The following is a 24,326-nucleotide window of genomic DNA, read 5'->3' on the forward strand; positions in this document are numbered from 1 at the left end:
CCGCCGCGCGGCTCATGCCGCGTGAAGCCAAGCTGCGGATGCAGCGCCGGCGATTGAGGAACTGAAAGGCTAGAGCGTGTTTCCGGTCAGCGGAAATACGCTCTAATGGCTCGGAAAGATCAAGGAATGGCTGATTTCGACTATATCGTGGTGGGAGCCGGCTCATCCGGCTGCGTCATGGCACGGCGGCTCAGCGATGATCCCGCCAACAGGGTGCTGCTGGTGGAAGCCGGTGGTACCAATCAGAGCGTATTCATCAAGATGGCCGCCGGCTTCGCGAAGATCATGGGCAATCCGGACTATTACTGGTCCTTCCCCGTGGTGCCGCAGCCGGGACGCAGGCCGGAGCGGCACAGCTATGGGCGCGGTCTCGGCGGCTCCTCCGCCGTTAACGGCACATGGTACCTGCGCGGGCAGCCGCGCGACTTCGATGGCTGGCGTGACATGGGCCTTCCCTCCTGGGGATGGAATGCGATCCGCAAGGCCTATCGCCAGATGGAGGATTATCAGGCCGACGGTGCCGACCCGTCACGCGGCTTCGACGGCCCACAGCAGATCACCCAGGCCACCTACCGGGGCGAGGTTTTCGATGCCATCGTCGGTGCCTGCCAGGAGATGGGCATCCCCTGGACGCAGGATATCTGCACACCGTCAGTGGAGGGGGTGGGGCGCACGCAATATACCGTGAACCGCAAGGGGCAACGGGCCTCGGCCTATGAATCCTTCCTGGCGCCCGTTCGCAACCGCCCCAACCTGTCGATCGTTACCGATTGTCTGGTGAAGCGGGTGGTGATCGAAGGGGGCAGGGCCATTGCCATCGAATGCGAGCGGGGCGGGGAGATCCTGCGCCACACGGCGCGGCGCGACATCGTGCTGTCGGCTGGCGTCTACCGCTCGCCCCAGCTTCTGATGCTGTCCGGCATCGGGCCGGGTGCGCACCTGGCGCAGCAGGGCATTCCGGTTCTGCGCGACCTGCCGGCGGTGGGTGAGAATTGGTGCGACCATCAGAAGATGGGCATCTCCTACGACCTGCGCAACCATCCGGGCCTGAACCGGGAATTCAAGGGCTGGCGGCTGCCGCGCAATGCCCTGCGCTATTTCCTGACGGGCACGGGGCCACTGGCGCGGGTCGGGATGCCGGTCACCGCCCTGGTGTCGGGGGAGGGGGCGCCCGCCGACTGGCCTGACATGCAGCTTGCCGCGTCGCCCTTCGCCATGCGTACCGTCAAGGAAATGGCTGCCAATCCCGGCAGCCCGATTTCCGACAGGCCGGGCATCACCTTCGCGGGCTTCCATCTGCGGCCCAAGGGACGCGGCACGGTGCGGCTGGCCAGCGCCAATTTCCGCGATGCCCCCATCGTTGATCCTCGCTTCTGGCAGGAGGAGGAAGATCAGCGCAAGGCGCTGGAACTGTTCGGCCTGTTGCGCCGGATGGCGGGTGCCAAGGCCCTGGCCCGCTTTGTCGGGGAAGAGCGGCAGCCCGGCCCTTCCTGTCAGAGCGAAGCGGATATCATTGCCGAACTGCGTGGCATGACCGATCCGGGTCTGCACGGGACAGGTACCTGCTCCATGGGCGTCGATGCGGCCACATCGGTGGTGGATGATGCCTGCCGGGTGCATGGGATTGAAGGGCTGCGGGTCGTCGACTGTTCGATCATGCCCACGCCCGTGTCGGGCAACACCAACGGCCCGGCCATGGCCATCGGCCAGCGGGCGGCGGACCTGATCCTACGGTGCTGATGATGCGAAAACGGCCCGCGATGAGCACCGCGGGCCGTTTTCTTTTTAAAAATCGCTGTCAGACGAAACCGATCCAGCGTCCCGCGAAGATGACCCCGGTCCAGAACAGCAGCGACAGGCCGCCCGCAATACGGGCACCGGCCGGTGGATGCCGCGCATGGTCCCAATCCGCGACGCGGCGCCAGACCGTGGCGTGAAAGACCGCCATGTTGATGCCGGCCAGCATCAGCATCAGCATCTTGCCCTTGAACGGTCCCTTCCCGACATAATCGATGGCATGGCCGCTGAACAGCAGCAGGCCGGTCACAGCGGCCAGGGCGAACGCGGCCCAGGTAAAGGGCAGCATCTCCCTGACCAGATGCCGGACACTGCGCCGGTGCGCGGCCAGGCCCAGCAGGCGCAGATCGACAATGGCGATGGTGCCGAAGACCAGGGTGAGGGCGATGACATGCAGCGCTCCGATGCCGGGCAGGGCCAGTGCGCTGTCGCGCATGAACTGCCCGACCATTGAGGTCTGCACGGCGTGAAGAAAGTCGCTCATGATGCTCCCCTCAAACCGCGTAAGCGACCCAGTGGCCGCAGACGACCACGGCGATCCACAAGCCCAGAGACACCCAGGCCAGCGGCTTCGGCTGCCGGGATGCCAGCAGCGTCACTACGATGGCCGCCAGCAGCAGCACCAGCTTCGCCCCGAAAACCGGGTTGCCGAGCAGCCTGTCCGGTCGCGCGACGGCCATGGTCAGTCCTGATAGCAGTGCTGCGGTCAGTGCCGCCCAAAGCCAGGGCCGATAGCGGCGCAGAACCGTACCCACCTCCACATCACCCGCCAGGACACCGGCCAGCCGCAAATTGCTGGCCAGTGCGGAACCGATGATGAAGGCGATGGCGATGAGGTGGATGACCAGCAACGTCGGTGTCACCCAAGGCAAAGCCAATGGGGCGGTGATTTCCATGATCTCCTCCCGGCAGGCATAGGCCAGGGCTTGCGCTTACGCGCTCACCCTGGCCTATGCCCCAGCCTCAGAACTTGAACCCGGCCCGCACGCCGAAGGTGCGCGGATCGGAGATCTGGGCCGTGCCGTCGGTCATGGCCGGGTAATTGGCGGACAGCGCGACACTGCCCAGAGCAATGTCGTTCTCCAGGTTCTTGGCATAGGCCTGGACGTAATAGCGGTCGCCGGGCGCATTGTACGTCGCCGTCAGGTCCGTGCGGGTGAAGCTGGGCTGACGGAAGAAATTGCGCAGCGCTGTATTGATCAGGTGATAACCGCCGCTGATCCGCGACCGCGCGCCCAGCACCAACGACCCTTCGCCCAGAGGCAGTGTGTGGTCATAGCCCAGGGTAGCCGTCCATTTCGGCGACCGGTCCAACTGTTCGCCCTTCAGATTGACGCCGGGGGAGACCAGATAATCCGTGTAGCGGGCGTTCAGCCAAGCCAGCGACAGGTTGAAACGGTTGCGCGCGTCGGGTTGGGCCAGGGCCTCCAGTTCCACGCCTTCGATCTTCGCCTTGCCGGCATTGCTGGTCACCAAGCACGGCGCGCCACCGCAATAGGTAGCCGAGATCTGGCTGAGCTGCAGGTTGGAATAATCGTAGTGGAAATAGGCACCGGTCAGCCGGACCTTGCGGTCGGCCAGACTGGTCTTCATCCCCGTCTCATAGGCGGTCAGGGTTTCGGGCGAATAGAACAGATCGGTGGCCGGCACCGGAGCGTTGCAGTTCAGCTGCCCCGCCAGACACCCCTCGTTGAAACCGCCGGCCTTGTAGCCTGTGGAGACGTTGCCATAGAGCATCGTATCATCGGTCAGGTCATAGTCCAGACCCGCCCGCCAGGTCAGCTTGGTATAGCTGACAGCGGCATTGTTCAGCGAATCCCGCTGGCCGCGCGGATTGGTAGTTCCCGGCTGGGTGGCGGGCGTGAAATCCAGCGGATCGGTGACATTGGCGTGGTTGATGGTGGCGCCGACGCGCGACTTGTCATCGCTGGTATGGCGCAAACCGCCCGTGAAGCGCAAATCGTCGGTCAGATTGAAAGTTGCCTGCCCGAAGAAGCCCAGGGTCTTGGAGATGGTCGGGTCCTGCGGGAAGCCATAGACATAGCCACGCTGCCCCGGCGTGAAGCCGCGCGTGCCGAACAGCAGGAATTCCACGCCCGACTGTTCGCGGAAATAATAGATGCCACCCTGGGCCAGCAGGCGGTCGGTCTGATAGGCGAAGCGAAGTTCGTGGGACTGCTGTGCATACTCGCCATCGAACGTTGCCTCCAGCGGCACCCGCGTGCCCGGCGGCGGCAGACCGGGCAGCGCCTGATAGGTCAGGCCGACATAGCCGCGTTGCAGCTCGTCGCGCGTGAATTCCCGGTAAGAACCCAGATAGGTGGCGGTGAGGTTCTCGACGATATCGACCTCCAGTTCGCCATGGATGCCCCAGGTGCTGTTGTCGCTGGTGGATTTGCGGCTCTGGGTGAAGCCCAGGGTGCGCAGCTCCTTCGACGACTGGTCGGAAAGCCGTACCGGCGTGGCACCGCGCTGTCCGTTCGGGGCCGCGGTGATCGGCATCTGAAAGAAGTTGGACAGGGCCACCCCGGTCTGGGGATTGCCCTTCATCGTGCTGGTGTCGCCCTTCAGATAAAGCCGTACCCGCTCCCCGATATCGGCCTTGGCGCTGAGCCGGAAGGACAGGTCCTTCTTGCCGGCATCGAGCGAGGGGGTGGACGTGCCTTCATACAGATAACTATCACGGTAATTGTAATTGGCGGCGGCCCGGATGGCGATGTTATCATCCACGGGCACATTCACCATGGCGGAGGCCTGCAGCGTGTCGTAGCTGCCATAGGTGAAATCGCCGGACGCCTGGAACTTGTCCTTGGGACGGGCGGAGATCAGGTTGACCAGACCAGCCGTGGTGTTGCGGCCGTACAGCGTGCCCTGCGGCCCGCGCAGCACCTCCACCCGTTCCAGGTCGAAGAAGCTGACTTCCTGCGCCTGGGGTCGTGCGATATAGATACCATCCACCAGGAAGGCGGCGGACGGGTCGCCCTTCTCGCTGTTATCGGTGCTGGAGACGCCACGGATGGTGATCTGCACGCCGGCACCATTGACGCGGTCGATGGCGAGGTTCGGCACGGCGTCGGCCAGATTGGTCGGATCGCTGATGCCCTGGTCGCGCAGATTGTCGGCGCTGACGGCCGAAACCGATATCGGCGTCTTCGACAACAGCGTTTCCGCACGCACGGCGGTGACCACGATTTCTTCCAGCACGAACTCCTCAAGCCCGGTATTGGCCGGTGCCGGGGTCTGTGCGAAGGCCGTGGCTGTGGTCAGGCCGGTCAACAGGGCCGTGCCGGCCATAAGGAATTTCTTCATGAGTACCTCCCCAGGATATTTATTGTCGTCGGTTGGATTGTTTCCACAAGGTCGGGGCGGTTGGCTGAACCACACCCGAAACCTCGTTCTACGTGTTGCGGAGCTTTCCGCGTTTGGCGCGCACCCTCCCTTTCCGGCCCCTCCGGTGAAGCGTCCGGAGGCCGGTTGGTCATGGCTTGATTTTGAAGATGTCGCGGGCTGCGATGGCTGTTTCGCGGACCGCAGCGATTTCAGAAGGCTGGCTCCGCGCTGACGCTGTCGGATGCGTATGCGTGGGCATTGCGGACCAGCCAGGCGACCATTGACACCTCCTCCTGGTTGCGGGGTGCGTAAATCATCACCGTGTCGGGCGACACGGTGGGGTATCCGGCCAATGGGTGCGGTTCCGCCCAGCCTTTGGCGATGGCCTCGCGGCGCAACGGGTCGGGCAGCACAGTATGCAGGCTGCCATCATCCTCCAGATGGACATGGGCGAATTCGTGGCCCAGAAGGAAGGCCCGTGGCCGTTCCGTGGGCTGCCCGTTGCGCAGGTAAAGGCCGACGGTACCGGGCGGGGCGCGCCGGCTGCCGCCGGTTTCCACACCGGGCAGGGCCGACAGAGCCGTCAGCAGCAATTGCCCCAACTGTCGCCGATCCGCCGGAATTTGGTCGATCTGGCTGTGCGGGGCATGCGGGGTCGTCCGGGGCCGGGGCCCATCGCGGGCAGACAATCCGCCCTCACGCGGGGCAATCACATCCATGGTTCACCTGCTGATTCTGTGTCGGTCACGGTGAGTGCACCGTGTAGGTGTCAACACTTCCTGTTCGACTGTTCAGTCGGGCAGGATCACGCATTCTACGCGCCCACCGGGCATGCCGCGCACGCGGATGGTCACGGTGGAGGGACCGGCCTGTCCGGCGGCGCTCAACGCGCCGCGCACCGCGTCCACATACAGGTTCAGTTGCACCGGCAGATAGCGCCGGTCGAGATAGGCCAGGGCCTTGCCTGCAATATCAGCGATCTTGTCTGCCATGAACAGGGCAGCCGCCGCTGCGTCCTTCTTATCGCAAGCGTCCAGCAAGGGCTGGAACCCGTTCTCCAGCGGATAAGGTGGGGGATTGCCCACCACCTCATGCATGCCGCGGAACATGGCCAGCCGGTCCAGCAAATCGTCAATCATCTGCGTGACGTGGCGCCCGCCATGACGGCAGAGAGTACTGATCAGCCGGCGGAACGCCAGCCGCCGCCGCGTGGCACCCCGTGGGCTTTGCGCCAGTTCCGGTGCCGCTTCGATCCGGGCCACGGCCCGGCGGACGATGGCCATATCAGCCTCCGTCAACCGGTCCGCCCCCGCCCGGATGGCCATGGCGGCGTTGAGTATCAACAGGGAGAAGACCTGCTCCAGATCATCGATGGAATAGCTGACGACCCGTCCCTGCTGGTTGGTTTCCGCCTCGATTAAACCTTCCTGCTGCAACATGCGCAGCGCCTCGCGTACCGGTCCCCGGCTGGTGTCGAAATCCAGGGCCAGCTGCACCTGTGAGAGCGGCTGACCACCCTTCAGTTTGCCGGACAGGATCATCCGCCGCAGTCGGCGATAGACGGCGGCGACATTCTCACGAGACGGGGCGGAGGCGCGTTCATTCATGATGCAAACCATTCTAGCAAGATTTGTCGACAGCGCAACGGCAAACTGTTGACACTTTGATCTTCGTCTGCACATTGTATCGGCATAACGATCCAAGTAGGGAGGATGATATGCCGACGGATGCACTGGCCGTCTGGGCAACCATGGAGGCGCGCCCCGGAAAGGAGGATGCGGCACGCGTCTTTCTGACTGAGGCCGCGCGCCGCCTGCAGGCCGAACCCGGCACCACCAGCTTCCGCGCCATGGATTTGGGTGGCGGACGCTTCGCCATCTTCAACACTTTCACCGACGAGGATGCCTTCAAGCTGCATGTCGGTGGTGAGGTGGCGCGCTGGGTACGGGACAGCCGTGAGGACCTGTTCACGGAACCATATGCAATCACCCTGTGCCGCACCTTCGCCGCCAAGGGGGGTGTCCCATGAGCACGGTGCCGGATTGTGAGGTCCTGGTCGCCGGTGCCGGTCCCACGGGCCTGATGGCGGCGTGCCTGCTGGTGCGCAGCGGCGTGAAGGTGAGAATCATTGAGCGTCGCGTTGAACCTACACGTGAATCCCGCGCCTTTGCGGTACAGGCGCGTACCCTGGAGCTGATGCAGTCCATCGGTCTGGCCGATCGTTTTCTGGCGCGCGGCGTCATTGCCGGGTCGGTAAACCTGCATGTGAAGGGACCGTTCCGGGGCGGGCTGAATTTCGATCTGGCTCGCACGGCCGATACGCCCTTTCCCTTCATCCTGATGATTCCGCAATCAGAGACGGAGACGTTGCTGATCCAGGATATGGAGGCGCAGGGTGTACGGGTGGAACGCGGCAAGCAATTGCTGAATCTGGTGCAGGATCAGGACGGGGTCAGCGCCCATGTCACGGCCCTGGACGGGACGGTCGAGGAAATCCGCAGCGCCTATATCATCGGCGCGGATGGATCGCGCAGCGTGGTACGTGAGGCGTCGGGCATCGGCTGGCACGGGGAGATGCTGCCGCAGCGCTTTCTGCTGGCCGATTGCAAGGTGGAATGGCCGCTGGACCATCACCGGTTCCGTGTCTTCATCAATGGCAAGCGCATCGGCCTGTTCCTGCCGCTTTATGGCAGCCGGCTGTCGCGCGTGATGGCGACCGACCTTTCCGGCGGCTTCGGCGAGGGGGAGGCGGCGCAGCCGCTGCCACTGGACCTGAAGGAAATGCAGGAAGGCATGTCGGCCGCCATCAACATGCCCATCACGCTCAGCGATCCTGTCTGGATCACCCGCTACCGTGCGCATCACCGGTTCGTGGACCGCTATCGGTCGGGCAGGGCCTTCGTGGCGGGCGACGCAGCTCATATCCACTCGCCAGCGGGCGGGCAGGGCATGAATACCGGTCTGCAGGATGCGGCGAACCTGGCCTGGAAGCTGTCTGCCGTGCTGCGTGGCGGCAATGCCGCCTTGCTGGACACCTACGACGGGGAGCGCCGGCCCGTGGGCGAGAAGGTGGTGAAAAGCACCGGCCGTCTGTTTGCCGCCGCCGCTGGTCAGGCGGGGTTCAAGGCGGCGCTGCGTGACCTGATCCTGCCACTGGCGCTGAAGATCATTTCCCGCGCCAGACCCATTCAGACCAAGGCCTTCCGCCGCCTGTCGCAGCGCGACATCGTCTATCCCGCCGGCACGGCGGCGGTCGTGGCAGACAAGGGTGGCTGGAAGACGGGGCCGGGGCCGGGCGCACGTGCGCCAAACGCCCCCTTGCGGTCAGGGCGCGACGTTTTCGATCTGCTGGCTGGCTACCGGATGACGGTGCTGGCCCTGTCGCGCAAGCCGCTGGACCTCCGGCAGATCGAGCATCTGAACCAATCGCTGGCCGGGTTGGTGGCGGACCGGGCCAACCTGTCCGCGCATCTGGTGGCGCGTCAAGATTTCGGCATGGGTCCGGGGGTGGAATTCACCGCCCTGCCGGATGTGTTTGAGCGTTACGGTGTGGATCTCCGGGATGGTCAGGCTCTCTACATCATCCGTCCCGATGGGTATGTGGCCTGGCGCAGCCCGACATTGAACATCCAGGGAGCGGCTTCCTTCCTGGCGGATGTGGCGTAACTTTTCCGATCTGACTGCGGATGCACCGCCGGTCGGGGCAGGGTTCACCCCCTGTCCTTGGCCGGTGGTCTTTTTTTGCGCTGAAACACAGCACGCAAAAAAGGCGCCCGCCGTTGCCAGCGGACGCTCAGTCGGGGTGGGAGTTTCCCCGTCCGTCAGAAATTTCCAGGATAGAGGCCGCCGTCCATCTGGATGTTCTGACCCGTGATGTAGCCGGCGTAACGTCCGCACAGGAAGGCGCACATGGCACCCATTTCCTCGGGATCGCCCACGCGGCCGGCCACATGGTTCTTGGTCAAATGCATCGTAATCGCCTTGGAATGGCGCAGGCGGTTGGTGTCGAAAGGCCCAGGAAGCAGATTGTTGATGGTGACGCCCTTGCCCGACAGGGACGGAACCAGCCCTAGCACGAAGCCCGTCAACGCGGCACGCGCCGCACTAGACAGACCGATCACGGGGATCGGCACGCGCACGGAGGATGAGGTGATGTTGACGATACGCCCATAGCCGCGTTCGGCCATCCCATCGACCGTCAGGCGGATCAGGTCCACCGCCGTCAGCAGATTGGCGTCCAGCGCCTTGATCCAGGTATCCCGATCCCAATCCCGGAAATCACCGGGCGGCGGCCCGCCATTATTATTCACCAGGATATCCGCCTGCGGGGCCGCCGCGACCACGGCGGCCCTGACGGCGGGGTCGCTGATATCGCCAAGGACGGGGATCACCGTCACGTCCGGCGCTTCCCGCCTTATGTCGGAGGCGGTCGCCATCAGCGTTTCTTCGGTTCTTCCATTGATGACGACATTGGCTCCTTCACGCGCGAGCGCCATGGCGCAAGCCCGGCCCAATCCCTGACTGGCCGCGCAGATGATGGCGCTCTTGCCTTTCAAACCCAGGTCCATGATATTTCCCTTCCTCAATCGATCTCGTAATTACGGCCGAAATCGGGGGGCGGCGGACCATCGGCGGACCAAAGGAACATGCCGTCCTGCTTGGTCCACTCAATGGCCTCCCAGTCGCATTGAGCCGGGATATGGTCCATGTCATAGTAATATTCGCACATGCCATTCCACGGATCGCGGAAATAGTGGAAGTAATTGGACCCGATGGCATGGCGCCCCGGCCCCCAGGCATGCTTGTAACCCTTGGTCTTCAGCTTCACCGCTGCCAGTTCCGCCTCGTCAACCGAGGCCATTTCGAAACTGGCATGGTGGAAACCGGGGGCTGGCGAATTCAGGAAGCCGATGACATGATGGTCGCTGTCACCGGCGATCCGCAGGAACGCGCCATACTCATCCTTCAGCGTGTCGGACACCTTCATGCCCAGCACCTGGCAATAGAAGGTCAGCTTGCGCGTCACGTCGGGCGTGAACAGGATCAGATGGCCCAGCCGGCGCGGATTGGTGGGGAGCGCCCGGGTGGGACAGCCGCGTGTACCAGCGCGCGGGTTCAGGCCGGGGCTGTTGATTACCGGTCCCGGTTCTGGCGCGCGTCCCGCATTGTCCGCCACCTGCACATTTAACAGATGCCCGTCCGGATCTAGGAACCACAATCCCTCGGCCGCACCCGCGAAGGGGCGAGGCAGCAATTGGACGCCGCGCGCATGCAGGCGGCCGGCAATAGCTTCCAGCCCCGCCGCATCGGCCCCGAAGGAGACATGGTGGAAGCGCCGCGACTGACCCGTCTCCACCAGCACGATCTGGTCCTGCGCCCGCCCTTTGCAGCGAAAGGCCAGATGGTCGGCGCGGTTTTCAGCCGACAGGCCGAAACTCTCGTAAAAGTCGGCACCGGGGGCCAGGTCCGGCACGCCCAGGGCCAGATGTTGCAAGCCGTTGATCATCTTGGCACTCCTCCTCCCGTTTTATCGTTGTCCCGGCGCCGTCAGGCACCAAGCCGGCCTGCCAGCCGGGCCACAGTCTCTCCCTGATGGCGGGCACCTTCCAGTTCGGTTTCCGATGGAAGCCGCTCACCCTTCATGCCGCTGACGGTGCTGGCGCCATAGGGGGAACCACCCGTCACCTCATCAATGCGCATCTGTCCCTGGTGCGAGTAAGGCAAACCGCACACCAGCATGCCATGGTGCAGCAGATTGGTGATGATGGAGAAGAGGGTCGTTTCCTGACCGCCATGCTGGGTGGCGGTGGAGGTGAAGGCCGCCCCGATCTTGCCGCGCAGCGCGCCCGTATACCAGAGGGGCCCCGTGCGGTCCCAGAAGGCCGCCATCTGGCTGGCGATGCGCCCGAAGCGGGTGGGGGAGCCGACGATGATGGCGTCGTAATCGCCCAGTTCCTCCACCGTCGCGATGGGTGCTTTTTGGTCCAGCTTGAAATGGGCTGCCTTAGCAACCTCCTCCGGTGCGGTTTCGGGCACGCGTTTCACCACGGCATCGGCCCCGGCGCTGCGGGCGCCATCGGCAATCGCCTCGGCCATGATTTCCATATGGCCATAGGCGGAGTAATAAAGGACGAGAACCTTCGTCATTGTGCTGTTCCTTGTTCAGGCCGCCTGATGCCGAGCCGTGGCGATGCCCATGCCGGCGTTCCATTGCGGGATGTCGCGGTAGAAAATCTGCTGATGGTCGAAGGGACCCGTGGCGGCCATGGCGGCATAGGCGGCAACCCAGTTACGCACCTCATGCCCGCCACAGCCGGCAAGCCGCGTCAGCTCCGCCTCTCCCAGTGTGGCGATGCTGTCGAAATCCAGGGCCGCCATCTGCTCCATGAAGCCGCGGTCCCAATCGGGATTCAGGGGCGTGGCCCTACCTTCGCCGCGCGCAAGCTGGCGCGCCGTCTCATAGTTGGCCTGTTCACGGGCGCGTCGTGCCTCCATGGGCGGGTTGCGGCCGGCGATCAGCATTTCGGCCACGGGTGGCGGCGCTGTCTGGATGCTGGGGATGGGGGGATCATGCGACAGGCCGCCCGAGCCCAGGATCAGCACCCGCCTGTTCAGGCCCGACAGCCAGCGCCCGACCGCCGCTCCCAGCCGCCGCACCTGCCGGAAGGAGGGCAGGGGCGGGCCGGAACAGTTGATATGGATGGGCAGCACCGGATAGCGCGCGACAGTGCCGGTCAGCAGGACCAGCAACTGTGCGAACCCGTGATCCAGTTGCGCGCGATAGGACATGGCGGCATCGACATCGGCCGCATGCAGGGCGCGCACGCAATCCAACGCCAGATCCTCCGGCACGTTGAAAGCGTCCCCCATGCCGCCGATATCATAATCGCCGATGGCCGTGGCGCGGATGCCAACCGTGAAGGGCGGCAGCATATCGTAGAAGAAACCCTTGAAATGATCGGGCGCGAATTCGACGATCAGTTCGGGATCGAATTCAGCCACTTCCGCCGCCAAATCGGCAAAATGACGCCGTACATCGGCATCCACCTGCGGATCGGCATCCACATGGTCCATCAGCGGGGTGTGGGAGGCGCAGATCATACGAACATTAGGGGGTGACATGGACGCCCCCTTTCAGGCAGCGGTCCGGCTTGCGGCCGGTGCGTGCTGTGCCAGGAACTCCAGGTGCAGGCGGTTGAATTCGTCCGCCTTCTCCCACTGCGGCCAGTGCGCGCAATCATCCATGATCACCAGCCGCGCATCGGGGATGGCACGGGCAAAGCGTTCACCGGTCGCGATCGGCGCCGTGGGGTCATGGTCGGTCCAGATGACCAGGCTCGGTGCCTTGACGCCCGTCAGGCTTTCATCCGTCAGCACGTTGCGCATACGGATGTCCATGTTCTGCAGGCACAGGATATGTTCCATGGCGCGCAGGAAACCCGGCTGCGTATAGATGGCAAGGCGCAGTTCAACCAGATCGTCGGTCACGCGCTCAGGCTTATGCATCAGCCATTCCAGGCGGGCGCGGACGGTGGCGGGGCTGGCCTCCGCCACGGCCTTCATGGTGACGTTGTACACGCGCTGCATAACGGCGGGATCGGTATTCAGGCCGCCGGCAGTGTTCAGCGTCAGGGTCGCCACCCGGTCGGGATGATCAATGGCGAACTGCGCCGCGATCCAGCCGCCCAGCGACTCCCCATGGACATGGATGCGGGCCAGGCCCAGCGCATCGCAGAAATCCAGAAGATGCTGAACATAATGCCGGATTTCATAATCATGGTCGGGCTTGTCGCTGTAGCCGTGGCCGATCATGTCCAGCGCGATGGTGCGATAATGCTCGGCATGCGGCAGCAGGTTGCGCGTGAACGCCTCCAGATGTCCGCCCGTGCCGGGGATGAAGACCACCGCTTCATCGGCGCTGGCGTCCCCCGCCTCCACATAGCGGGTGCGGATCGGGCCCGCCTGGACATAACCCAGTCGAATGCTGCCGCGGGCAATTTCGGGCCAGAGATGCATGGGTTCCTCCCGTCATTTGTTGCACGCTAGCATGCTAGTTTTGAATGTGCTTGTCACCGAATTTTTTGGGTAAAGGTGAATCTGGGTAAAAACTGCATAATAACAAATGGTTGAATGGCCTCACCGTGGCCGGTGCACGGGAATGCCGATCCTCGTATCACGCGTTTTCCGCAAACCGTTGGGGGTTCAGCTGATACCCAAAGCCTGACTTGCAAGGCAGATCCGCATTTCGCTGTTGCATCCTAGCACTCCGGCTTGTAGGGATTCCAGGGCGTGCCTGTGAAAGGGATTTCATCGTGAACAAGAAGGACGAGGTCTACGAACTGCTGGTCAGCCGGCTGGTCGGGGCGGAATACACGTTCGGACAGAAATTGTCGGTAAAGGAGGTGGCCGCCGATACTGGTGCCAGCCGCCAGCCCATCATGGCCGCCCTGAACCGCCTGTCGGCGGAAGGATTCGTGCGCATTATCCCGCAGGTCGGATGTGAAGTGGTCAACCCTGACCGTGATCAGATCGCCGACTTCTATCTGATGTTTGAACGGATGGAGGGGTTGTTGGCCGAACTGGCCGCCGCCCGCCGGACAGATGCGCAACTGAAGGAATTGCGCGATATTCAGGCCCGTATCACGGCCATCGACTTCACGCAGGCAGGGGCGGCGCAGACCTATCTTGAACTGAACCGCGCCTTCCATCAGTTGATCCACGACATGGCCCAATCGCCCTTTGTCGATGAGCGGCAGAGCAGCAATTTCAACATGTCGGATTTCTTCATCAATCAGGCCATCGGCTTCTCAGCTTTCATGGGCGGAGCCGCGCAGGAGCATGAGGAGATCATCGACGCCATCGCGTCGAAGTCCCCGTCACGGGCCCGCAGTTTGTCGGAAAGTCATATTGCCGGCGTCGCCTCCGCCGTCTCGTCCGGTCTGCGTGCCAAGTGGGCGCGGTAACCATTCATTTTCTGAACTGACATGCTTGCATGCCAGTTCGCGATGTGTAACAGTATCCCCGTGATGAAGCGGGAAGGGTCGGAAAGACCCGGCCGCTTCGCCAGACAAGGGGCCGGAACAATCGGCCCTTAACGAAATGCCGGCCGATGGCAGCGCCGGACCGGCACGGGGAGTGCGCCACATGCAAGATCATCCTGCCCAGAGGGCGGCCTATGATGCCGACGCCCTGCGGAACAAGTATCGCACCGAACGGGACAAGCGCCTACGCCAGAACGGGGCAGGGCAGTATCTGGATGCCGCCGGCGAGTTCGCCCATTTCACCGAGGATCCCTATGTCGCTCCCGGCTTCACCCGCGACGCGGTGACGGAGGATGTGGATGTGCTGGTGATCGGCGGCGGCTTCGGCGGTCTGCTGACGGCGGCAAAGCTGTGTGACCGCAATCTCCGGTCCTTCCGCATCGTGGAACAGGCGGGCGATTTTGGCGGCACATGGTACTGGAACCGCTATCCCGGCGTTCGTTGCGATATCGAATCCTATATCTATATGCCGCTTCTGGAAGAGGTGGGAACCGTCCCGGTAGAGAAATATTCCACGGGGACAGAGATCTTCGCCCATGCCCAGGCCATCGGCAGGCATTACAATCTCTATCCGCATGCGCTTTTTCAGACCAAGGTGCAGCGTTTGGAGTGGGACGAAGCCGCCGCACGCTGGATCATTTCCACTGATCGCGGCGATGTCATTCGCGCCCGCTTTGTATCGGTCAGCCAGGGCCCGCTCGCCAAGGTGAAGCTGCCCGGCATCCCCGGCATCAGAAGCTTTAAGGGCAAGATCTTCCATTCCAGCCGCTGGGATTATGACTATACCGGCGGGGATGCGTCGGGCGGGCAGGTCAAGCTGGCCGACAAGCGCGTGGCCATCATCGGTACCGGCGCCACTGCGGTACAGATCGTGCCCCGTCTGGCTGAACATGCGATGCAGTTGCTGGTGTTTCAGCGGACGCCCTCGGCCATTGATGTGCGCAACAACCGCCCCACGGACGGGGACTGGTTCAAGGCGCAGCCCAAAGGCTGGCAGCGCCGCCGCATGGAAAATTTTCTGTCCATCATCAATGGACGGCCGCAGGGCGAGAATCTGGTGGGCGACCACTGGACCGACTTGTGGGAGCGCATGGGCGCCCTGATGGCCCAGGGGCAGGGCAAGGTTGCCCCGCCGCAGGCCATGCAGCAGGCCGATTTCGAGAAGATGGAGCAGATCCGGGCCCGCGTAACGGCGACCCTGGGTGACGGTGCGGCGGCCGAAGCCTTGAAGCCCTGGTACAATTTCCTGTGCAAGCGCCCGCTGTTCAGTGATGAATATCTGCCCGCCTTCAAGCGGCCCAATGTCACGCTGGTCGATACTGGCGGATGTGGTGTGGAGGCGGTGACGGAAACCAGCGTCATCGTCAATGGCGTCGACTATCCCGTCGACTGCATCATCTTCGCCACCGGCTTCGATGTCGGTGCTGCCGCGCACAAGGTTGGCGGTTATACGGTGATCGGGCGCGGGGGCCGGTCCATTGAGGAGAAGTGGCGGGGCGGCCTGCGCTGCCTGCACGGCACCATGTTCAGCGGCTTCCCCAATTTCCACGTCGTGGGCGGGGCGGAGCAGGGGACGACGGCCTTCAACTTTACCCACACGCTGGACATTCAGGCGACGCATGCCGTGGAGATCATCCATTACGGCCTGCGCAACGGCGTCGCCGCCCTGGAAGCCACGCCAGAGGCCGAGGAGCGCTGGCTGGCCACCATCGAGGCCAAGCATGTGGACCACGAGCATTTCTATGAGGAATGCACGCCTGGCTTCCTCAACAATGAGGGTGCCTTCAAGGATCGGCCGACCTATGTCGGCGGCACCTATGGCGGCGGTCCGCTGGAATATGAGGCCGTGATCACGGCATGGCGGGCGGAGCGGCTGGCGCAGGATATGGATATCCGCGCCCAGGGCCGCGCGGTGGAGTAGCGCTTACCGGCGTCGCATGCGCTTCGTTCGTGCGACGCCACCACCGCGCCCACCTCTAGCATTCTAGAATTTATCAATTCCAGCCCACCGGAGGGCTGGCGCAAACCCGACAATGATCAAAGAACGGGAGGAGGAAGCCATGTTTAGCCACAAGATGAAGGGTGCAGTCTGCGCTATGGCACTGTTGATGCCCGCGCTTTCGCAGGCGGCGGAAACACAGGTGGCCCAGTCGGGCGATATGCTGGACGAAATCATCGTCACCGCCACCAAGGCTGGCGAAACCACGATGCAAAAGACGCCGCTGGCCATCAGCGCCTTTTCCGCCGACAAGCTGGACAGTTCACTGGTCCTGAACGTCAAGGATCTGGTGGCGGTCACGCCGAACCTGTCGGTCGCGCAGGTGACGGCCAGCGCCGTCATCTATATGCGCGGCATCGGCAGTTCCAACGTTTTCGGCGGGTCCGACCCCAGCGTGACGACGCAGATCGATGGTGTCTATATCGCCCGCGCCTTCGGCCAGTTCCAGGATTTCGTGGATATCCAGCGGGTCGAGGTCCTGCGCGGGCCGCAGGGGACGCTTTATGGCCGCAATGCGGTTGGCGGCACCATCAACATCATCTCCAAGAAGCCGTCGGATACGGCCACAGGCAAGCTGCAACTGACTGTCGGCGATTACGAACGTCGTCAGGCGCAGTTCTATGTCAGTGGCCCGCTGGTGGAAGAGAAACTGCAGGCCAGCCTGTCCGGCACCTATATCCGCCATGATGATTATATCGATAATATCCATGCCGCCGGTCAACCGGGCACTAACAATGCCAATCGCGGTGGCGTGCGCGGGCAGGTGCGTTTTGTCCCCGCCGACAAGGTGGAGATGATCACCCGCTTCGATTACAGCGAAAGCGATGAGCGGTTCGACAGCTACAGCCATCTGCTGGTGCCGTTCCGCCCCAATGGCACCAACCCGGCACCGCTGGCGTCCAGCATTGTTGGCGACTATTCCAAGGTCGCGTTGAATTCGCCGCAGACCAACGACACCAAGCTGTGGGGCGTGGCGCAGGAGGTGAATGTCGATCTGTCGGACGAATTCGCCATCAAGTCGCTGACCGCCTTCCGCAAGAGCCGGTACAATCTGCTGGTGGATAGCGATGGTACCGAACTGCTGGCCCAGATCAGCAATCAGAATGAATGGTCCAAGCAGTTCAGCCAAGAATTGAACCTGACGGCCAATATGGACCGGTTCAACGGCGTGGTCGGTCTGTTCTATTTCCATGACAAGACCAGCACCCTGCTGCAATCCACCAACTATGCCAGCCCCGTCCTGCCGCCGGCCAACGCCTTCTATATCCGCACCGAACCCGACAGCTTCACCACCTCCTACGCGGCCTTCGCGCAGGGCACCTACAAGCTGACCGCCGAACTGGGCTTCACGGCGGGCCTGCGTTTCACCCAGGACACCAAGCGGATCGAGCAGAATTTCAACCGCGTGTCGCTGGCCACCAACGCCTCCACCCCCGGCTTTCCCTTCGTCTATGAGTTGAAGCGGAAGTTCGACGCGGTGACCCCGAAATTCGGGCTGGACTATCAGGTGACGGACGATGTCATGCTCTATGCATCCGCCACACGCGGGTTCAAGAGCGGCGGCACCAGCATCTTCGCCAACAATGCCACCGACCTGTCCTTCGCGCCGGAAACCATCTGGGCCTATGAAGGCGGTATCAAGAGCGACGTGTTCGACCGGCGCCTGCGCTTCAATACCAGCCTGTTCCATTATGATTACAAGGACCTGCAGGTGCAGTCGCTGATCGCGCCAGGCGTGGTGGCCATCCGCAACGCCGCCAATGCCCGCGTTCGCGGCGTGGAATTCGAGGTGACGGCGCGACCGGTCACGGGGCTGGAACTGGGCGGCAACCTGTCCTTCCTGGACACCAAATATCGGTCCTTCCCAACCTCCAGCGTGCCCAACCAGCTCGTGAATTTCGTGGCAGCCGACCCCCGTTACAGCGCCGCCACCCGCACCTTCAATGCCACCAGCAACAATCTGAACGCCGCCCCCAAAAGCTCCCTGTCCACATATGGCCAATATAATTTCGATGTGGGGCCGGGCGCGGCCTTTGTCCGGGGAGAGTATTTCCGGCAGAGCAAGGTCTATTACGACGCCTCCAACGCCGACATCTTTGCCCAGAAATCCTACGACCTGATCAACGCTTCCATCGGCTGGAACAGCGACGAGGGTGGTTGGGGCGTGCAGGTGGTTGGCAAGAACCTGGCTGATGAGCAGTACCTGATCACGGTGGCGGCCAACGGCCTGGTGCCCGCCGGTCTTGCCGGCGCCCCCCGCACCTTCGTGCTGCAGGTCTCCAAGAGCTGGTAGCCCTGGTGCTGTCCCCCTGCGGGTTGCCTCTGCCCGCAGGGGGCCTTTCCTTCTTCTTCTCTGAAGGTGTCTCATGGAACAGGTGATGGCCGATCTCGCCGCCCGGCTGCGCGGTGCCTATAATACGGGACCGGTCTCCCCGTTGCGGGGAGAGCTGCCACCCGGTGATCCCACGGGTGCGTATCAGGTGCAGGAGGCCAATACGCGTCACTGGCTGGAACAGGGGCGTCGGCTGGTCGGTCGCAAGATCGGCCTCACTTCCAAGGCGGTTCAGAAGCAGTTGGGTGTCGATCAGCCCGATTACGGCATGCTGTTCGACGATATGGCGGTGCTGAGCGGTGATATTGTCGCGGCGGGCCGGCTGTTGCAGCCCCGGATCGAAGCGGAAGTGGCATTCGTCATGAAAACCCGGCTGGATCGCGAACGGCTTTTGATGCCTGATGTCGTGAAAGCCGTGGATTTCGCCCTGCCGGCATTGGAGATCGTGGATAGCCGCATCGCCAACTGGGACATCACCATCACCGATACCATTGCCGACAATGCCTCTTCCGGCCTTTTCGTGCTGGGCACCATGCCGGTACCTTTGGATCGTTTCGATCCATATCTGTGCGGGATGGTCATGGAACGGAATGGCGACCCTGTATCCCTGGGCGCCGGAGCCGCTTGTCTGGGCAATCCCTTGAATGCACTGCTGTGGCTGGCGGAACGGATGGCGGCGGTCGGCCGACCGCTGGATGCCGGTGACGTGGTCCTGTCCGGCGCTTTGGGCCCGATGGTGCCCGCCAAATCCAATGAACAGTACGAAGCCCGGATCGCAGGGTTGGGTTCCGTCCGTGTCGGCTTTGCGTGAAGCGCCAAAGCGGCACGACAGTGAAATCGCCGTGGCGAATTTGGCGATCATTCGTCGATCACACTAAAATGTGTGGGCGCTGACCACCATCCTTATAAGGGACAGCAACACGAAACCCCACATTTCCGCCATTCCATGTCCTGGCATGCCGGCTGCAAATGCGTCTGCCAACGGCTTGGGCCTACACCGGGGAAGGTGCGGCCTGCCGAAACGTAACGCGCCGCAGACGGGGGATTGGCATGGAAAAGGTCACAACGGTGCAGATGGGCCGGCATTGGGCGCTGCGCGGATGGGGGGATCGGCTGCAGGGCGTGCGCCTGCCGAAATGGGCGGCCCTGGGCCCGCGCGGTAAGCGGGTGGCAGCCATTGGCGGCGTGCTGCTGCTGGGCGCCAGCGGCTTCACCCTGATGGTGGCCAGCAAGCCGGAGGTGGCGCGGGAGGATCGGCCGGAGCGGGTCTGGTCCGTTGATGCGGTGAACGTCGCGCGGGCCGATCACCGCCCGGACATGAACCTGATGGGCACGCTGGTTGCTGGACGGTCAGCGGAGTTGCGGCCCCTGGTGGCCGGTACGGTCAAGGCGGTGTCGCCGGCCCTGCGCGATGGCGGTCTGGTCAAGGCAGGTGAAACGCTGCTGGAGATCGACCCCTGGGATTATGAGCTGAATGTGCGGGAGACGCGGGCACAGTTGGCAGAGGCCAAGGCCCGCCTGGATGAGTTGCGCGCCACCGCAGCAGCGGAAAAGTCGCGCGCCGAACTGGCGCGTCAGCAGCTGGGCCTGAAGGAGCGGGAACAGGAGCGCGCACAGTCCCTGTATGAGAAGGGCACCATCTCCATCGCACGCCTGGAACAAACGCAAGCGGCCCTGGCGGCAGAGCGCCAGACCCTGGCCGCCATGGAAAACGGGTCACAGGCCGGGGCCGCGCGGGTGCGTCAGCAGGAAGCGACCATCGACCGGCTGAAGGCGGCCCTTGACCGGGCCGAAACTGATCTGGCTCGCACCCGACTGACCGCGCCTTTCGATGCCTTTGTCGGCCAGACCAAGGCAGAGGTCGGTATGCGCGTGTCGGCAGGCGATCAGGTCGCCACCCTGTCGGGCACGGAAGGGCTGGAAGCCCGCGTCACCCTGTCGACCGAGGCCTATGGCCGTCTGGCCGCCGATGGCGCGGGCGTCGTGGGTCGCCGGGCGCAGGTCACCTGGAAGCTGGGGGAACAGCGCCTGACCTATCCGGCGACTGTGGAACGGGTGATCGATCGGATCGACACGGCCACTGGTGGCGTCACCATCTTCGTGCGGCTGGAGGCACAAAGCCTGGATCAGCCGCTGCGCCCCGGTGCCTTTGTGGAGGTGGCGCTGCCCGACCGTGCCTATGTCGCGGTCCATCGCCTGCCGGTCACGGCGGTGCATGGCAATGACACCGTCTACATCGCCAATGCCGAGGGCCGGCTGGAAAGCACCAAGGTGCATGTCGTGGCCCGCACCAGCGACGCCGTTTTCATCGACAAGGGCCTGAGCGACGGTGCCAAGGTCGTGACCACGCGCTTCCAGGAAATCGGACCCGGCCTGAAGGTCGCGGTCCGGGAGATGCCCGGTAGTGACGCCCAGGTCGCCACCAACCCCGCCAAGGATAACCAGGACAAGGCTCCGGCCGGGGAGAAGAGCGAATGAGCAGCGCCGGCTTGATCCGCACCTTCATCCGCCACAAGGTGGCGGCCAATATCCTGATGATCATGATGATGATCGCTGGCTTCTGGGCGCTGGCCAAGCTGGAACGACAGATGGAACCGGACTTCGACGTGCCGGGCATCTATGTCGGGACGGCGTGGCAGGGCGCGTCCGCCGACGATATCGACCGCTCCATCATCGAGGCCATGGAACGCGAAGTACGTTTCCTAGAAGGCGTTGATGAGGTGACGGGCCGTTCGCGTGAAGGCATCGGCGAACTGTTCATCAATTTCAAGCACGGCACTGACATGGCCAAGGCCCTGTCAGAGGTCGAAAGCGCCATCAATAACATCACCACCCTGCCGCAAAGTGCCGAACGCCCGGTGATCAACCGCTTCACCATCACGGATGAGCTGATGGAACTGGCGATCTCCGGCCCGCTGCCGGAACCGGCCCTGCGGGCGCTGGCCAAGCAGGTACGCGATGGCGTGACGGCGCAGGGCGTGGACCGTGTCTATATGTCCGGTCTGCGCAATGCCGAGATCTGGGTGGAGGTGCCGGCGGCAGAGCTGCAGCGCCTGGATACCACCCTGGGCTCGATTGCCCAGCGTCTGGCCCATGCATCGACCGATGTGCCGTCGGGCACCCTGTCGGGCAATATTGAAAAGCAGATGCGGTCCATGGGCCGGCAGGATGATGCCGCCGGTGTCGCCGGATTAACGCTGCGCACTGACGAGCAGGGTCAGCGCGTGACCATGGGGCAGGTGGCCCAGGTCAGCGACGCCTTCGACGACCGGGGCGTGACGGGGCGGCGCAATGGCAATCCCGCCATCAACCTGTCGCTCCAGACCTCCAAGAATGGCAACCTGATCGAAATCACCGAACGGGTCGATGCCTATCTGGAAAAGCTGCGCCCGACCCTGCCGCCGGGCGTGACGGTCGAAAGCTATGACCGCAATTCCGACGCACTGGAAGATCGCATCGGCATGCTGATGGACAACGCCGTCGGCGGCATGGTGCTGGTCATGGCGGTGCTGGTCGTGTTCCTGCGGCCCTGGGTGACCTTCTGGATCGCCATCGACATTCTGGTCAGCTTCCTGGTCACCTTTGCCATCATGGTGCTGATCGGGCAGAGCATCAATGTGATGAGCCTGTTTGCCCTGATCATGATGACGGGCATTATCTGTGACGATGCCATCGTCGTGGCCGAACATGGTCAGACCCTGATGGACAGGGGCATGGAACCGGCCAAGGCCGTGGAACGTGCGGCCCAGCGTATGTTCTGGCCCGTCACGGCGGCCGCCATCACCACCATCGCCGCCTTCGGCCCCATGCTGATGATGCGTGGCACCACGGGGCAGTATGTGCTGCCGCTGCCCGCCATCTCCATCGCGGTGATCATTGCCTCGCTGCTGGGCTGCTTCCTGATGCTGCCGTCCCATATGCGGCACGCGCTGGAGAAGGGGCAGAAGTCGCCGCCGTCAAAGCTGCGCGTGGCGTTTGAGGAAAAGTTCAACGCCTTCCGCGACGGCCCTTTCACCCAGGTGATCGCCTGGACCACCCATAATCGCGGCATCACGGTGGCATCAGCCCTGACCATCATGGCGCTGGCTATCGGGTTGCAGGCGGGCGGCCATGTGAAGTTCGCCTTCTTCCCGCAACCGGAAGGCAATCAGGCACAGTTGAACCTGCTGTTCACCCCCGGCACCCCGCGTGAAGTGGTGGCAAGGCAGATCGATGAGGCCGAAGCCGCCCTGTACCGCGTGGAAGCCGCCTACGGCCTGAAGCGGGGTGAGATCGTGAAGATGACGTTCGGCAAGCTGGGCGTTACCACCGGCAACAACCTACCCGAACAGGTGGGCGATTATATCGGCTCCATGAAGGTCGAATTCTCGGTCGCCGATGACCGCGAGCAGCGGCTGCCCGACATCATGAAGAAGTGGGAGGCAGAGACCAAGCTGCTGCCCGGTATCGATCAGGTGATCTTTTCTTCCGAACAGGATGGCTTCGGTGGCGACGGCTTCGGCTTCCGTCTGGTCCATAATGACCCCTATGTGTTGAAAGCTGCGTCGGAGGATCTGAAGAAGATCATCATGACCTATGGCGGGGTCAGCGGGGCGCGGGACAATCTGCCGGCGGGCAAGCCGGAACTGGTGGTCAAGGTCACGCCGCGCGGCGAGGCCCTGGGCTTCACCACCGAGAATGTGGGCCGCCAGCTGCGTGACGCCATGGACGGGGCCATCGCCATGCGCTTCGCCAAGGGTGATGAGGAGGTGACGGTGCGCGTCCGCCTGCCGGAAAGCGACCAGACGGAGGCGCTGCTGGCCGGCCTGAAGCTGCGCTCCCCGACTGGTATGCAGGTGCCGCTGGCCGATGTGGTGGAACTGTCGGAACGGCCCGGCCTGTCGCGTATCCTGCGCAACAAGGGCCAGCGCACCGTGTCCATCTTCGCAGAGGTGGATCACCTGAAGGGCAATTCCGGCGAAATCCGCAGCGACATTGAAAAGAACCACCTGCCCGGCATCATGGAGAAGTATGGCGTCAAGAAGGACCAGAATGACGGTTCGCGTCAGGAAGCGGAATTCTGGTCGGACTTCATGCTGGGCATGTTCGTGTCGCTGGGGGCCATCTATCTGGTGCTGGCCTGGATCATGGGCAGCTTCGCCCGGCCCCTGGCGGTGTTGATGATCATTCCCTTCTCCATCGCTGGCACCATCTTCGGCCATTGGGTGATGGGGGCGGATATGACCATCTGGTCCTACATCGCCATCATGGGTATGGCCGGCGTCTTGGTGAATGATAGTATCCAGGTGGTCAGCAGCATTGATGACCGTATCAAGGATGGCGAAGCAGTGGAAAGTGCCGTGGTGCATGGGGCGGCGGAACGGCTGCGTCAGGTGCTGCTGACGTCACTGACCACCATCTTCGGTCTGCTGCCGCTCTTGACGGAAACGGCGTTCCAGGCGGCCTTTCTGGTGCCCATGGCGATTACCTTCGTCTTCGGCATCGGGACGGCGACGGTGCTGGTCCTGCTGCTGATGCCGGCCTTGCTGATGCTGGTGGAAGATAGCAAGCGCGGGGCCGGGCGCGTCCGCCTGCTGTTCGGTCGGCGACAGGAAGTGGCGGCGCAATAGGCTGCACCTCCGCTGCCAGGCCACTTATGGTTGGAGTTTGATCAACGATCATTGTAATTCAGAACGGTGGGTGCAGAAATGGTTGCTTGACCAGTACGGGACGCAATATGCCCGTACTGGTCAATTAACAAGGGCAGGCAGCCGGTGGACGAGATAGTACTCGGCCTAGAAACCACGCAAGCGCGTGTAGTTTATGATGGCACCGTTGTGCGGGTGGT

At 63.2% G+C, this 24,326-nt stretch carries 19 protein-coding genes; 9 read left to right on the top strand and 10 right to left on the bottom strand.

Going from position 1 to position 24,326, the window contains the following annotated elements; translation table 11 throughout:
* Positions 1-126 precede the first annotated feature (126 nt).
* Complete coding sequence (locus tag ABC729_RS21670; protein ID WP_495609688.1) at positions 127-1,740, top strand: GMC family oxidoreductase; 1,614 nt, start codon at positions 127-129, stop codon at positions 1,738-1,740.
* 58 nt (positions 1,741-1,798) lie between these two features.
* Here the strand turns inward: ABC729_RS21670 and ABC729_RS21675 are convergent, their stop codons facing one another.
* The 5 genes from ABC729_RS21675 to ABC729_RS21695 all read right to left on the bottom strand — a co-directional run bounded on the left by ABC729_RS21675 (position 1,799) and on the right by ABC729_RS21695 (position 6,734).
* On the bottom strand, positions 1,799-2,281 hold the full coding sequence (locus tag ABC729_RS21675; RefSeq protein WP_495609689.1) for a DUF6644 family protein: 483 nt from the start codon (positions 2,279-2,281) through the stop codon (positions 1,799-1,801).
* A gap of 10 nt (positions 2,282-2,291) precedes the next feature.
* Positions 2,292-2,693 (bottom strand): DUF6644 family protein, encoded by a 402-nt coding sequence (locus tag ABC729_RS21680; protein WP_495609690.1) that lies wholly within the window; start codon positions 2,691-2,693, stop codon positions 2,292-2,294.
* 67 nt (positions 2,694-2,760) lie between these two features.
* Positions 2,761-5,106 carry a TonB-dependent receptor gene (locus ABC729_RS21685; RefSeq protein WP_495609691.1) on the bottom strand — a complete coding sequence of 782 codons (2,346 nt, stop codon included), beginning with the start codon at positions 5,104-5,106 and terminating at the stop codon, positions 2,761-2,763.
* Between the two features lie 230 nt (positions 5,107-5,336).
* Positions 5,337-5,846, bottom strand: coding sequence for a luciferase domain-containing protein (locus ABC729_RS21690; protein WP_495609692.1), 510 nt, complete (start codon positions 5,844-5,846; stop codon positions 5,337-5,339).
* Between the two features lie 72 nt (positions 5,847-5,918).
* On the bottom strand, positions 5,919-6,734 hold the full coding sequence (locus ABC729_RS21695) for a GntR family transcriptional regulator (protein ID WP_495609693.1): 816 nt from the start codon (positions 6,732-6,734) through the stop codon (positions 5,919-5,921).
* Between the two features lie 110 nt (positions 6,735-6,844).
* Here ABC729_RS21695 and ABC729_RS21700 point away from each other — a divergent pair, with 110 nt between their 5' ends.
* Both ABC729_RS21700 and ABC729_RS21705 read left to right on the top strand, forming a co-directional pair.
* Complete coding sequence (locus ABC729_RS21700; RefSeq protein WP_495609694.1) at positions 6,845-7,156, top strand: putative quinol monooxygenase; 312 nt, start codon at positions 6,845-6,847, stop codon at positions 7,154-7,156.
* Positions 7,153-8,793: an FAD-dependent monooxygenase gene (locus ABC729_RS21705; RefSeq protein ID WP_495609695.1), complete on the top strand. Its 1,641-nt coding sequence runs from the start codon at positions 7,153-7,155 to the stop codon at positions 8,791-8,793. Before ABC729_RS21700 ends, ABC729_RS21705 begins: the two co-directional genes overlap by 4 nt.
* A gap of 155 nt (positions 8,794-8,948) precedes the next feature.
* On the opposite strand, the gene ABC729_RS21710 is transcribed toward ABC729_RS21705, so the two are convergent.
* From ABC729_RS21710 to ABC729_RS21730, 5 genes are read right to left on the bottom strand one after another with little or no spacing between them, the layout of a single operon-like run.
* Positions 8,949-9,695 carry an SDR family oxidoreductase gene (locus ABC729_RS21710; RefSeq protein ID WP_495609696.1) on the bottom strand — a complete coding sequence of 249 codons (747 nt, stop codon included), beginning with the start codon at positions 9,693-9,695 and terminating at the stop codon, positions 8,949-8,951.
* Positions 9,696-9,709: 14 nt separating this feature from the next.
* On the bottom strand, positions 9,710-10,633 hold the full coding sequence (locus tag ABC729_RS21715) for a VOC family protein (RefSeq protein WP_495609697.1): 924 nt from the start codon (positions 10,631-10,633) through the stop codon (positions 9,710-9,712).
* Between the two features lie 41 nt (positions 10,634-10,674).
* Entirely contained in the window at positions 10,675-11,274 is a 600-nt protein-coding gene (wrbA, locus tag ABC729_RS21720) for an NAD(P)H:quinone oxidoreductase (RefSeq protein WP_495609698.1), read from the bottom strand.
* Between the two features lie 15 nt (positions 11,275-11,289).
* The gene (locus ABC729_RS21725) at positions 11,290-12,249 is read right to left on the bottom strand and encodes a 3-carboxyethylcatechol 2,3-dioxygenase (protein WP_495609699.1); all 960 of its coding nucleotides are present in this window, start codon (positions 12,247-12,249) and stop codon (positions 11,290-11,292) included.
* A gap of 12 nt (positions 12,250-12,261) precedes the next feature.
* Positions 12,262-13,143, bottom strand: coding sequence for an alpha/beta fold hydrolase (locus ABC729_RS21730; protein WP_495609700.1), 882 nt, complete (start codon positions 13,141-13,143; stop codon positions 12,262-12,264).
* Positions 13,144-13,439: 296 nt separating this feature from the next.
* Between ABC729_RS21730 and ABC729_RS21735 the strand changes: the two genes are divergently transcribed.
* From ABC729_RS21735 to ABC729_RS21760, 6 genes are all read left to right on the top strand, one after another.
* Positions 13,440-14,090 carry a GntR family transcriptional regulator gene (locus ABC729_RS21735; RefSeq protein WP_495609701.1) on the top strand — a complete coding sequence of 217 codons (651 nt, stop codon included), beginning with the start codon at positions 13,440-13,442 and terminating at the stop codon, positions 14,088-14,090.
* 181 nt (positions 14,091-14,271) lie between these two features.
* On the top strand, positions 14,272-16,089 hold the full coding sequence (locus ABC729_RS21740; RefSeq protein ID WP_495609702.1) for a flavin-containing monooxygenase: 1,818 nt from the start codon (positions 14,272-14,274) through the stop codon (positions 16,087-16,089).
* Between the two features lie 187 nt (positions 16,090-16,276).
* Entirely contained in the window at positions 16,277-18,460 is a 2,184-nt protein-coding gene (locus tag ABC729_RS21745) for a TonB-dependent receptor (RefSeq protein ID WP_495609703.1), read from the top strand.
* Positions 18,461-18,545: 85 nt separating this feature from the next.
* A complete protein-coding gene (locus ABC729_RS21750; RefSeq protein WP_495609704.1) occupies positions 18,546-19,310 on the top strand; it encodes a 2-keto-4-pentenoate hydratase in 765 nt (254 codons plus the stop codon).
* Positions 19,311-19,549: 239 nt separating this feature from the next.
* Positions 19,550-20,977 (top strand): efflux RND transporter periplasmic adaptor subunit, encoded by a 1,428-nt coding sequence (locus ABC729_RS21755; RefSeq protein ID WP_495609705.1) that lies wholly within the window; start codon positions 19,550-19,552, stop codon positions 20,975-20,977.
* Positions 20,974-24,108: an efflux RND transporter permease subunit gene (locus ABC729_RS21760; RefSeq protein ID WP_495609706.1), complete on the top strand. Its 3,135-nt coding sequence runs from the start codon at positions 20,974-20,976 to the stop codon at positions 24,106-24,108. Before ABC729_RS21755 ends, ABC729_RS21760 begins: the two co-directional genes overlap by 4 nt.
* Positions 24,109-24,326: the final 218 nt, after the last annotated feature.

Source organism: Niveispirillum sp. CC-CTL257, assembly GCF_059489915.1.

Coding starts and splice junctions, on each gene's coding strand:
- ABC729_RS21670 (WP_495609688.1), top strand. CDS start 127: ATGGCTGATTTCGACTATATCGTGGTGGGAGCCGGCTCATCCGGCTGC.
- ABC729_RS21675 (WP_495609689.1), bottom strand. CDS start 2,281: ATGAGCGACTTTCTTCACGCCGTGCAGACCTCAATGGTCGGGCAGTTC.
- ABC729_RS21680 (WP_495609690.1), bottom strand. CDS start 2,693: ATGGAAATCACCGCCCCATTGGCTTTGCCTTGGGTGACACCGACGTTG.
- ABC729_RS21685 (WP_495609691.1), bottom strand. CDS start 5,106: ATGAAGAAATTCCTTATGGCCGGCACGGCCCTGTTGACCGGCCTGACC.
- ABC729_RS21690 (WP_495609692.1), bottom strand. CDS start 5,846: ATGGATGTGATTGCCCCGCGTGAGGGCGGATTGTCTGCCCGCGATGGG.
- ABC729_RS21695 (WP_495609693.1), bottom strand. CDS start 6,734: ATGAATGAACGCGCCTCCGCCCCGTCTCGTGAGAATGTCGCCGCCGTC.
- ABC729_RS21700 (WP_495609694.1), top strand. CDS start 6,845: ATGCCGACGGATGCACTGGCCGTCTGGGCAACCATGGAGGCGCGCCCC.
- ABC729_RS21705 (WP_495609695.1), top strand. CDS start 7,153: ATGAGCACGGTGCCGGATTGTGAGGTCCTGGTCGCCGGTGCCGGTCCC.
- ABC729_RS21710 (WP_495609696.1), bottom strand. CDS start 9,695: ATGGACCTGGGTTTGAAAGGCAAGAGCGCCATCATCTGCGCGGCCAGT.
- ABC729_RS21715 (WP_495609697.1), bottom strand. CDS start 10,633: ATGATCAACGGCTTGCAACATCTGGCCCTGGGCGTGCCGGACCTGGCC.
- wrbA (WP_495609698.1), bottom strand. CDS start 11,274: ATGACGAAGGTTCTCGTCCTTTATTACTCCGCCTATGGCCATATGGAA.
- ABC729_RS21725 (WP_495609699.1), bottom strand. CDS start 12,249: ATGTCACCCCCTAATGTTCGTATGATCTGCGCCTCCCACACCCCGCTG.
- ABC729_RS21730 (WP_495609700.1), bottom strand. CDS start 13,143: ATGCATCTCTGGCCCGAAATTGCCCGCGGCAGCATTCGACTGGGTTAT.
- ABC729_RS21740 (WP_495609702.1), top strand. CDS start 14,272: ATGCAAGATCATCCTGCCCAGAGGGCGGCCTATGATGCCGACGCCCTG.
- ABC729_RS21745 (WP_495609703.1), top strand. CDS start 16,277: ATGCCCGCGCTTTCGCAGGCGGCGGAAACACAGGTGGCCCAGTCGGGC.
- ABC729_RS21750 (WP_495609704.1), top strand. CDS start 18,546: ATGGCCGATCTCGCCGCCCGGCTGCGCGGTGCCTATAATACGGGACCG.
- ABC729_RS21755 (WP_495609705.1), top strand. CDS start 19,550: ATGGAAAAGGTCACAACGGTGCAGATGGGCCGGCATTGGGCGCTGCGC.
- ABC729_RS21760 (WP_495609706.1), top strand. CDS start 20,974: ATGAGCAGCGCCGGCTTGATCCGCACCTTCATCCGCCACAAGGTGGCG.